At 70.5% G+C, this 10,359-nt stretch carries 9 protein-coding genes; 5 read left to right on the forward strand and 4 right to left on the reverse strand.

Features of this window, described 5'->3' with window-relative positions; genetic code table 11:
- Positions 1-139: 139 nt before the first annotated feature.
- Positions 140-2,209, reverse strand: a complete 2,070-nt coding sequence (locus tag ABT116_RS34465; protein WP_351642036.1) for a glycoside hydrolase — start codon at positions 2,207-2,209, stop codon at positions 140-142.
- A 467-nt stretch (positions 2,210-2,676) separates the two neighbouring features.
- On the opposite strand from ABT116_RS34465, the gene ABT116_RS34470 reads away from it, so the two are divergent.
- On the forward strand, positions 2,677-4,323 hold the full coding sequence (locus ABT116_RS34470) for a glycoside hydrolase family 27 protein (RefSeq protein WP_351642038.1): 1,647 nt from the start codon (positions 2,677-2,679) through the stop codon (positions 4,321-4,323).
- A gap of 259 nt (positions 4,324-4,582) precedes the next feature.
- Here the strand turns inward: ABT116_RS34470 and ABT116_RS34475 are convergent, their stop codons facing one another.
- Both ABT116_RS34475 and ABT116_RS34480 read right to left on the reverse strand, forming a co-directional pair.
- On the reverse strand, positions 4,583-4,807 hold the full coding sequence (locus ABT116_RS34475) for a hypothetical protein (protein WP_351642041.1): 225 nt from the start codon (positions 4,805-4,807) through the stop codon (positions 4,583-4,585).
- Between the two features lie 30 nt (positions 4,808-4,837).
- On the reverse strand, positions 4,838-4,993 hold the full coding sequence (locus tag ABT116_RS34480; protein WP_351642045.1) for a hypothetical protein: 156 nt from the start codon (positions 4,991-4,993) through the stop codon (positions 4,838-4,840).
- Positions 4,994-5,209: 216 nt separating this feature from the next.
- Here ABT116_RS34480 and ABT116_RS34485 point away from each other — a divergent pair, with 216 nt between their 5' ends.
- The 4 genes from ABT116_RS34485 to ABT116_RS34500 all read left to right on the forward strand — a co-directional run bounded on the left by ABT116_RS34485 (position 5,210) and on the right by ABT116_RS34500 (position 9,504).
- On the forward strand, positions 5,210-5,617 hold the full coding sequence (locus tag ABT116_RS34485) for a hypothetical protein (RefSeq protein ID WP_351642048.1): 408 nt from the start codon (positions 5,210-5,212) through the stop codon (positions 5,615-5,617).
- A 238-nt stretch (positions 5,618-5,855) separates the two neighbouring features.
- Positions 5,856-7,202, forward strand: a complete 1,347-nt coding sequence (locus ABT116_RS34490; protein WP_351642052.1) for a flavin-containing monooxygenase — start codon at positions 5,856-5,858, stop codon at positions 7,200-7,202.
- On the forward strand, positions 7,199-8,077 hold the full coding sequence (locus tag ABT116_RS34495; RefSeq protein WP_351642056.1) for an SDR family NAD(P)-dependent oxidoreductase: 879 nt from the start codon (positions 7,199-7,201) through the stop codon (positions 8,075-8,077). The genes ABT116_RS34490 and ABT116_RS34495 overlap by 4 nt, the downstream gene beginning before the upstream one ends.
- Positions 8,078-8,085: 8 nt before the next feature.
- Positions 8,086-9,504: an aldehyde dehydrogenase family protein gene (locus ABT116_RS34500; protein ID WP_351642060.1), complete on the forward strand. Its 1,419-nt coding sequence runs from the start codon at positions 8,086-8,088 to the stop codon at positions 9,502-9,504.
- 54 nt (positions 9,505-9,558) lie between these two features.
- Here ABT116_RS34500 and ABT116_RS34505 read toward each other — a convergent pair.
- Positions 9,559-10,359, reverse strand: an 801-nt coding sequence (locus ABT116_RS34505) for an AraC family transcriptional regulator (RefSeq protein WP_351642066.1), incomplete at its 5' end; no start/stop codon positions are given.

Raw genomic sequence — 10,359 nt, forward strand, 5'->3', positions numbered from 1 at the left:
GGAGAGCGCTGCCACCAGGGCGAGGAGTCTGCGGCGCATGACGGGTACCTCGGCTTTCTGACAGGAAGCGGGCGAAGGTCGGGGGCGAGCCAGGGAGGGGGAGCGCTCCCAACGGAAGCGCTCCCCACGGCACGGTCGGTCAGCAGGACGAGTTCGTCTGGGTGAGCAGGCCGAGCCGCCACGGGAGCAGGTTGTAGTCGCCGCCCGCGTTGGGGTTCATGCCCTGGTAGAGGTACTGGAGCCGGCAGGCCGGGATGGTCAGCGTCTGGTCGTGGCCGGCCCGGATCATCTCGCCGTGGCTGATGTCCCGGGTCCAGGGCCCCGAGGGGAAGGAGACGTTGTTGGCCCGTGCGAAGGGGTTGCTCTCGGACGCGGCCAGCTGCGTCCAGGAACCGGCGAGGCTGTTCGACGTCCAGGAGCGGAAGTAGCGCCGGCCGTCCGACCCGATCGCCTCGACGAGGAGCAGGTACTGGTTGCTGCCCTGCACTTTGTACACGTTGCTCGCCTCGAACATCGCGTATTTGGAGTCCCGTGCCGCGATGACGGTGTTGGTGAAGCCGTTCGGGAACTGGCCGACGGTCGTCTGCGAGCGGTACAGGTGTCCGTTGTCGTCGGAGGAGAACAGGTAGCAGTTGCCGCTGTCGCAGATCACCCACATGTCGACCCAGTGACCGTTGCCGATGTTCTGCCGGATGATGTCCGGCATCGACGAGTAGAAGTTGCGCGGCGCGCTCCATCCGTTCGGGTTGCTGATGTCGGGGTTGGTGGAGTACGAGGCGTTGCCGGTCTGGTACACGAGGTACCACAGGCGTTGCGGCGCGTAGTAGAAGACCTGCGGCGCGGCCCGGTACCCCTTCCCGATGGCGCTGCGGTCCAGGTAGTGGTGCGTGGCGGAACCGGCCTGGGACCAGTCGCTGAAGTTCAGGTAGACCAGGTTGTAGCCGGAGGAACTGGCGGTACTGGCGAACACGTGGTACTTGCCGTTGTACTGGACGACCGTCGGGTCCTTGATCCCGGCGATGTTGTGGGTCGCGTCCGACTTCGGCGAGATCAGCGGGCCGCTGGAGCTCCACGAGTAACGGTTGGGCAGAGCGGCGGTGTCGGTGGCGCCGCGTGAGCCGGCGGGCGTGCCGCTGGTGACGGCCGGCGTGCCGCGGGTGGCGGAGGGCGTACCTCGGGTGGCGGTGGGTGTGCCGCCCATCGCCGTCAGCGCCGCGTTGTACGCCGGCTTCTTGTTGCCGCCGCGGTCGAACAGCAGCGGGTTCTCGCCGCTGCGCCAGGAGTCGCTGTCGCGGATGCCCCAGACGGTGATGCCGGTGCAGCGCGCGACGTTCATGCAGGCCCTGACCGTGTTCGCGTAGGCGGTCGGCGGCGCCTGCGCGATGTCCAGCTCGGTGATCTGGACGTCCACCCCGAGGGCGGCGAAGTTCGACAGCGTCGTCTGGAAGCTGCCGGGTGGGCCGCCGGCGCCGAAGTGGGCCTGGAGGCCGACGCAGTCGATGGGCACCCCGCGCGCCTTGAAGTCGCGCACCATGCGGTAGACGCCCTGGGTCTTGGCGTCGCTCCAGTTCTCGATGTTGTAGTCGTTGTAGCAGAGCTTGGCCGCCGGGTCGGCCGATCGCGCCGTGCGGAAGGCCTGTTCGATGAAGCCGGTGCCCAGCACGTCCCGGAAGACCGAGCTGCGCATCTGGCCGCTGCCGCCGTCCGCGAAGGCCTCGTTGACCACGTCCCAGGAGTGGATCCGGCCCTTGTAGCGGTTCATCACGGTGGTGATGTGATGGTTCATCACACCGCGCAGCGTGTTGGCGTCCCTGATGGAGTTGACCCAGCCGGGCAGTTGGGAGTGCCAGACCAGGGTGTGGCCGCGCAGGCGCTGACCGCGGGCCTGGGCGCGATTGGCGATCTGGTCGGCGCGGCTGAAGGTGAACGAGCCCCGGGACGGCTCGGTCGCGTCCCACTTCATCTCATTCTCGGCCGTGACCGAGTTGAACTCACGGTTCAGGATGCCGGTGTACGTGCTGTCGCCGAGCTTCCCGGCCGCCACAGCGGTTCCGAAGTACCGCCCGGACTGGGCGGCCTGGGCTCCCAGGGTGGAGGCCTGCACGGCGTCGGGCGCGCCGGTCGCCGTCCCCGGTGTCACCAGGATGGTCGCGGCCAGCAGGCCCAGGACGGAGGCTCGGCGACAGCCGAGCCGTTTCAGTGGGTTCATGGTTTTCCTCGTGGAGGGGTGGGGGGTTGCGTGGTGCGATCGGGTCGCTCCAAAGCGCGGACAGCGAGCGCCTGCGTGGCGTGGTGGAGAAGGGGCGAATCGCTGGCCCATGACCCTGGAGGTGCCTTGCCTCGTACGGGTGGAGCACCGCATCAGTTCGGTATCTCGAACGTGCATCGATGAGTCGAGCACCCTGGATGATAGGAGGCCCTCGGGCCCCGTCAATCCTTCTCGCATAATTCGACTCCTACTTCGAAACATTCGAAGCCTTGGTGGGCGAATTGGTGCAGGTCCATGTCGTGCTCAGCGCGGACGCTCGCGCTGTTGACATGTTCGGGCCTCCGTCTACCATCCCTGGCATCACGAGTTTCGGAATGGCATGCGAAATTTCGAACCCGCGGGATGTCATGCACGTGACAGTCGCTTCAGTCACCGCTCATGGCACCCGTCCGGCTGAGGAGGCACCCGTGCCCAGACGATCAGGCGGACGACTGTTCCGCCTTCTCGCGACCACCGTGCTGACGGTCACCGCGTCCCTGGTGGCCTCCGCACACTCCACCGCAGCGGCCGCGCCGGGCAGCCCGGCGCTCACCCCGCCGCTCGGCTGGAACAGCTGGAACAGCTTCGGGTGCGGGATCACCGAGGCGCAGGTGCGCCAGGCCGCCGACGCGATGGTGGCCTCGGGCATGAAGGACGCCGGATACCGGTACGTGGTGGTCGACGACTGCTGGTTCGACCCGCAGCGCGACGCGGCGGGCAACCTGCGGGCCAACCCGGCCAAGTTCCCCAGCGGCATGAAGGCGCTCGGGGACTACATCCACGGCAAGGGCCTGAAGTTCGGCATCTACCAGGCGCCCAACGAGAAAACGTGCGCCCAGGGCGTGGGCACCTACCCCGGCTCCACCGGCAGCAAGGGGCACGAGGCCCAGGACGCCGCCACGTTCGCCTCGTGGGGAGTCGACTACCTCAAGTACGACTGGTGCTCCGGCAGCGGCACCCTCAACGAGCAGGTCGCGCGGTTCACGCTGATGCGTGACGCCCTGCGCGCCACGGGGCGGCCGATCGTCTACAGCATCAACCCGAACAGCTTCCACGCCCCCACCGGCGACAAGTACGACTGGGGCGAGGTCGCCGACCTGTGGCGGACGACCGAGGACCTGCTCGACATCTGGCAGAACGGCAACACCAACAGCTACCCGATGGGCGTCGGCAACGTCCTGGACGTCACCGCGCCGCTCGCGGCGCAGTCGGGCCCGGGCCACTGGAACGACCCCGACATGCTCGTCGTCGGCCGCCCCGGCCTGTCACTGACCGAGTCCCGTTCCCACTTCGCCCTGTGGGCGCTGATGGGCGCTCCTCTCATGGCCGGCAACGACATCCGCACCATGTCCTCCGAGGTGAGCGCGATCCTGCGCAACCCGCGTCTGCTGGGGGTGAACCAGGACCCGCTGGGGGCGGGCGGGCGCAGGGTGCGCGACGACGGCAACACCGAGGTGTTCGCCAAACCCCTGTCCGACGGCTCGGTCGCGGTGGGCCTGTTCAACCGGGGCGCAGGTGCCACGACGGTCACCACCACGGCCGCACAAGTCGGCCTGTCCGGTGGGCCCTTCACCCTCACCGACCTGTGGACCGGCGGCACGTCCAGCACCTCCGGCCAGATCTCGGCGAGCGTCCCCGCGCACGGCGTGGCCGTGTTCCGTGTGACCGGGGGCAGCCCGCAGAGCGCCACCACCTCGCGCCTGCGCGGCAACACATCCGGCCGCTGCCTGGACGTGGACAACGCCTCCACCGCAGCCGGCGCCACCGTACTGATCCAGGACTGCCACACGGCCGCCCGCCAGCTGTGGACCACGTGGGCCGGTGGCGAGATCCGTGTCTTCGGCGACAAGTGCCTGGACGCCTACAACCAGGGCACCACCAACGGCACCCGGGTCATCACCTGGCCCTGCAACGGCCAGAACAACCAGAAGTGGACCGTCGGCTCCGACGGGACGATCCGCAACGTCCATGCCGGACTGTGCCTGGACGTCAACGGGTCCGGCACCGCGGGCGGAACCCCGCTGGTCCTGTGGACCTGCAACGGGCAGGCCCACCAGAAATGGAGCCGCGTGTGACCCGCGCTTCCGATAGGGGAGTCACACGATGACGAGGGGCAGATCCCTCTCCCTCAACGGCACCGTCTGCCCTGTCGCAGGGAGTTCGGCGAAGTGAGCGGGCAGAGGGCTGACAAGGCGCCGGGCGGCACAGGGGCCCGGCGCCGGTCACGTCACGTCCGAGTGCAGGTGGTTGCGTTCGGGGTGAGCCCCTCCGGCGGGGCGGAGGCGGGAGCCGCACCCGCGACGGTCGCCCCCGACACGGCAACGACGAGCGTGATCAGAGGGACGACGACTTCGCGACCCGTTTCGGACTCTCGGACTCCGGCGCCGGGATCGTGGCCGCGAGCCAGCTGATGGCGACGGCGGTGGTGACGCTGCTGCTGGCCAAGCGGGCCGCGCGGCCGGGCCGGGTGCGGATGACCCGCCTCGGCCTGGCCCTCTCGGGAGCCGGTTTCCTCGGAGCGGCGGCGGCCGTCGAACCGGTGACCCTGGTCCTGGCCAACCTGGTCCTCGGGGCGGGGCTCGGCGCGGTCTACGCGGCGGCCACGGCGGCGCTCGCCGCCACCGAAGACGCCGACAAGACGTCCGCCGTCACCATCTCCGGCACGGTCGGTGTGACGGCGCTGCTGATCATGGGCGTCCCCGCGGCCAACCACGACGTCGGGGACGGCACCGGCTTCCTGCTCATGGCGTTGTGCTGTCTCGCCGCCTGGCCGTTGGTACGAGGGCTCCCGGACGGTCCCGCCACAGCGGACACCGGGCCCGTCGGCAGGGCGGGGACGACCGGGGCCAAGCCGTCCGTGGTGCTGCTCCTCGGGACCGCACTGCTGTGGACCGTCACCCAGGGCGCGTGGTCGTACGCCTCGGTCCTCGGCCGGCAGCACACCGGGATGTCCCCTCGGCCGTGTCCGCCGTCCTCGCCATCTCCAGCGTCGTGGCGCTCGTCGGCGCGGCGGTGGGGCCGGTTGCGGCGCGGAGCTTCGGGCGCATGCGGTCCATGGCCGTCTTCGTCACGGCACAGGCCCTCGCGATGGCGTTCCTGGTCCTCACCCACGACCCCGTGCTCTTCACCGTCGCCGCCGTCCTCTGGCAGACCTGCCAACTGGCCGTCCTGGTGCAGATGCTCGCCGCCGCGGCGCTCATCGACCCGACCGGACGCCTGGTCGCCTCCCTCAGCGGGGCGGGCGCCCTGGGGGCACCGGCATCGGGCCCTTGGCCGTCGGAGCCGTCCTCGACGCCGCCGGGGCCGACGTGCTCGGCATCGTCCTCGCACTCGGCACCGTCGTCGCCTCGCTGCCCCTGCTCCGGATGACGGTGGCCGGCACGGCGGCATCGCCCGGGAAGCGGCTCGCACCCTTCTCCTCCACCGAGACCGGGTGAGCACCCCGGCCGGGTCGTCCGACACGGCCGAGGGCGTGCAGGGCAGCAGCGGCCCCCCCTCTGGCCGCTGCGGTCCCCTCTGTGGCCGCAGGGGTCAGTTCCCGCTGGTCGCCCGGTGCATAGGTTCCCGGCAAGCAACATCTGAGACATCCCAGAAAGGAGGCGGACCGGTGAATGAGAACCAGTACGACACCTGTGTGATCGGTGCCGGACCCGCGGGGCTGGCGGTCGCGAGGGCGCTGGCCGAGCGCGACCTGCCGTACACGCACATCGAGCGCCACACGGGGCCGGGCGGACTGTGGGACATCGACAACCCCGGCAGCCCCATGTACGAGTCGGCCCACTTCATCTCCAGCAGGACCCTCTCCGGCTTCGGCGGCTATCCGATGCCGGACCACTTCGCCGACTACCCGCCGCACCGGCAGATCCTGTCCTACCTGACGTCGTTCGCCGAGGCGTACGGGCTCAGGGACCGGATCGAGTTCGGCACCGAGGCCCGCAGCGTGGACAGGAACCCGGACGGCACCTGGACGGTCACCCGGGCCGACGGCCGGACCGGCACCCACCGGCAGGTCGTCGTGTGCACGGGCGCACAGTGGCACCCCAACGTCCCCGACCTGCCCGGCGACTTCACCGGCGAGATCCGCCACACCGTCACCTACCGCAGCAGCGACGAACTGCGGGGCAAGCGGGTGCTGGTGGTGGGTGCGGGCAATTCCGGGCTGGACATCGCCTGCGACGCGGCGCGGTCCGCCGATCACGCGGCGATCAGCATGCGCCGTGGCTACTGGTTCATACCCAAGCACCTGTTCGGCCGGCCCGTGGACACCATCGCCGCGGGTGGACCCCACCTGCCGATGTGGCTGCAGCAGAAGCTGTTCGGCGGCCTGCTGCGGCTGCTCAACGGCGACCCGCGCAGGCTCGGTCTGTACAAGCCCGACCACAAGCTGTTCGAGACCCACCCGGCGATCAACTCGCTGCTGATCCACCACCTCCAGCACGGAGACATCACGGCCAGGCCCGGCATCGCGCACACCGAGGGCCGGACCGTGCACTTCACCGACGGCACCAGCGACGACTTCGACCTGATCCTGCTGGCCACGGGATACGTCCACGCGGTCCCCGTCGCGCAGAAGTACTTCGGCGACGAGCAGCACCCCGACCTCTACCTGTCCTCCTGCTCCCGTGAACACGAGGGCCTGTTCGGCGTCGGCTTCGTGGAGACCAACTCCGGTGCCTACCGGCTCTTCGACAGCCAGGCCCAGTTGATCGCCTCCTTCATCCGGGACGCGGGGGCCGGACTGCCGACCGCCGAACGGTTCGCCCGCATGATCCGCAGCGACCGGCCGGACCTCTCCGGCGGACTGAGGTTCGTCGACTCGCCACGCCACACCGGCTACGTCCACAGCGACGCCTTCGTGAAATACCTCGGCAAGGTCGCCGAGGGTCTGGGCTGGCGTACCGCGGGTCTGCCGCCCCGGGCCGCGTCCGCGCGACAGGGGGCGGTGGCGTCATGACGTACGACTTCCATGACAAGGTCATCCTGGTGACCGGCGGCGCCGGAGGCATCGGCAGCGCCCTGTGCCACCGTTTCGCGGCAGGCGGTGCCCGCCTCGTCGTGGTCGACATCGACCGGGTGCGGGCCGAGCGGACCGCTGCCGATCTCCCCGGGAGTGGGCATGCCGGCGCGGGTTGCGACCTGCTGGACCGTCTCGCCGTGGAGCAGGTGCTCGACGGCGTCGCGGCCGCCCACGGCCGTATCGACGTCCTGGTGAACAACGTGGGCATGACCAGCTCGCATCGGTTCGACGTGCGCAGCGTCGAGAGCATCGAGCGGGAGATCAACCTCAATCTGGTCTCCCCGCTGGTCACCACCCGCCTCGCCATTCCGCTGCTGCGGGCCTCCGGTGATCCCCGGGTGATCACGACCGTGTCCCTCGGCGGGATCTTCCCGCTGGGCGAGACCCCGGTGTACAGCGCCTCGAAGTTCGGGCTGCGGGGCGCGATGCTCGCCATCGGGCTGGATCTGCTGGGCAAGGGCATCCAGGCCGGTTCGGTGCTGCCGTCGGCCACCGACACCCGGATGCTCCGCCAGGAAGCCGTCGAGGGCGGCAACTCCATGCAGTTCCAGGACACACCGCAGCAGCCGGCCGCCGTCGTCGACGCGGTCGTGAGCCTGTTGGACGAGCCCCGTCTGGAGGTCTATGTCCGGCCCGGCGAGTCCCGGCTGGTGCGCTTGGCGATGCTGGCGCCGAATCTGTTGCCCCGGCTCTTCCCGCTGTTCCGCAAGCGGGGCGAGCGAGGGATGGCCCGCTATCTGGAGGACCTGCGCCGCAGAGGACTGGCCCGCCAGGTCGGCGGCGGCCGGTGGGAACTGGTGGAGGAAGCATGAGGGGGGTGATGAGCACGCGTGTCGAGGAGACGCTCGACGTGGTCAATCCCGCGACAGGGGAGCTGATCACGACCGTACCGGCGGCGAGCGAGCGAGACGTCGCGCTGGCCGCCGAGCAGGCGCACAAGGTCTTCATGCGTGGCGTCTGGGCCGGCCGGTCCCCACGCGAGCGGGCCGCTGTCCTGCTGCGCCTTGCCGACCTCATGGAGCGCGACGCCGAGTTCCTGGCCCGGCTGGACTGTGAGGACGCGGGCAAGCCGATCACGGAGTGCCGTACCGCCGACGTGCCCGGCGCGATCGAGTCGATCCGCTGGTTCGCCGAGGCGGCCGACAAGGTCTTCGGCCGCGTCGCCCCCACCTCTCGCGAGAGCCTGGGCCTGGTGAGCCGGGAACCGGTCGGGGCGGCCGCCGCCATCCTGCCCTGGAACTACCCTCTGGCGATGGCCGCCTGGAAGGTCGGGCCCGCACTCGCCGCGGGCAACTCGCTGCTGCTCAAGCCCGCCGAGGCCACCCCGCGCTCCGCCCTGCACCTGGCCGCTCTGGCCACCGAGGCGGGCCTGCCGGACGGCGTGCTCACCGTACTGCCCGGCCACGGCACCGTCACCGGGACGGCGCTCGCCCGCGACCCGCTCGTGCGGGCCTTGTCGTTCACCGGATCCACCGCCACCGGACGCCGCGTCCTGGCCCACGCGGCGGAGACCAACTTCAAGCGGATCTCCTTGGAGATGGGCGGCAAGAGCCCTCAGATCCTGATGCCGGACGCGCTCGAGTACGGCGACGAACTGATCGCCGACATGATCGAGGCCGCGTTTGTGACCATGGGGCAGAACTGCACGGCCGGCTCCCGTGTCCTGGTCCACCACAGCATCGCCGCCGAGGTGCTGGACCGGTTCACCGCCGCTGCGAAGAACCTCGTCATCGGCGACCCCGCCGACGCGCGCACCCAAGTGGGGCCGCTCATCAGCCGCGCCGCGTTCGACCGGGTCGCGGCGGCGGTGGACGCGGCCCGTTCCGCCGGAGCCTGCATCCACACCGGCGGGCTGCCGCACGGTCTGCCGCCACGCGGTGCCTACTATCCGCCCACGGTGATCAGCCGTGCCCCGGAAGGCAGCGACGTGCTCACCAAGGAGCTGTTCGGCCCTGTCGTCACCGTCCAGAGCTTCACGTCCGAGGACGAGGCGGTGCGGAGGGCGAACGCCACCGTGTACGGGCTCGCCGCCTCGGTGTGGACCCGAGACCTCGACGCGGCGCTCCGGCTCGCGCGGGGCGTCGAAGCCGGGGTGGTCTCCGTCAACGCGTACAGCGAGGGGGACCTCACCACCCCCTTCGGAGGGTGGAAGCAGTCGGGGTTCGGCGGCGCGGAGAAGTCCACCGACGCCTTCACACAGTGGACCAGGGAGAAGACCGTCTGGATCCGCACGCGTTGACCTGGTCGGCCGGACGGTGCGGCAGCCCGGTGGGTGGTGCGTGGGGCACCGGCCTCACCGTGCCGCGGACTCCCCGCGCAGCCGCGCCGGGGCTACCCCGTGCCAGCGGTGCACCGCCCGCCGCAGAGCTCGCACGTCCGAGAAGCCCGCCTGCCGGGCGATGTCACGCAGGGTCAGCTCGGGGCGGCGCAGCAGTTGCTCGACCCGCTCGCGGCGCACTCCGTCGACGACCGCCTCGTAGGTCGTGCCGCACTCGGCCAGCCGACGACGCAGTGTGCGCTCGCTGGAAGCGCGACGTCGGGCCTGCTCGACGAAGGACGGCACGTCGGGCAGGCTCTGCGCGATCGAGATCTCCAGCACCTCCAGCAGGTCCTGCTGATCGCGTCTCGACGCCACCTGCTCCTCCAGGAGCTCCACGACGGCGGCGTAGGTGACCCGGTCGTGGCCCGGCATCGGCCGCCCGGCCCACGTCGTGGGGAACACCAGGCGGTTGTGCGAGGCGCCAAAGCGTACGGGGCAGCGGAACAAGTCGGTGAACGGCCCGGCCCGGCGGGTGGCGGGGAAGGCGAACTCGACGCTCTGCGGGGTGAATTCAGCGCCGGAACTCAGCCGTGTGAGGGTGACGACGCTGGCGAACGCCTCCTCGGCCAGGAAGACCGCGACCGCCGGATCGAGGGCGGGATCGGGCAGTGCGGCCCGCAGCACGTAGCCGGCTCCCTCCTGCCCCGCCGACCAGACCACCATCGCCCCGGACAGGTTCTGGAAGCGCACGCCCGTCTCGATGGCCTCCCGCAGTGTCTCCGCGGCCATCTGGGCGAACCCCAGGAGCCCCCAGGAGGTCAGGTGCTGCGCGGC

This window comes from Streptomyces sp. NPDC002130 (genome assembly GCF_040296465.1).
GTDB lineage: Bacteria > Actinomycetota > Actinomycetes > Streptomycetales > Streptomycetaceae > Streptomyces.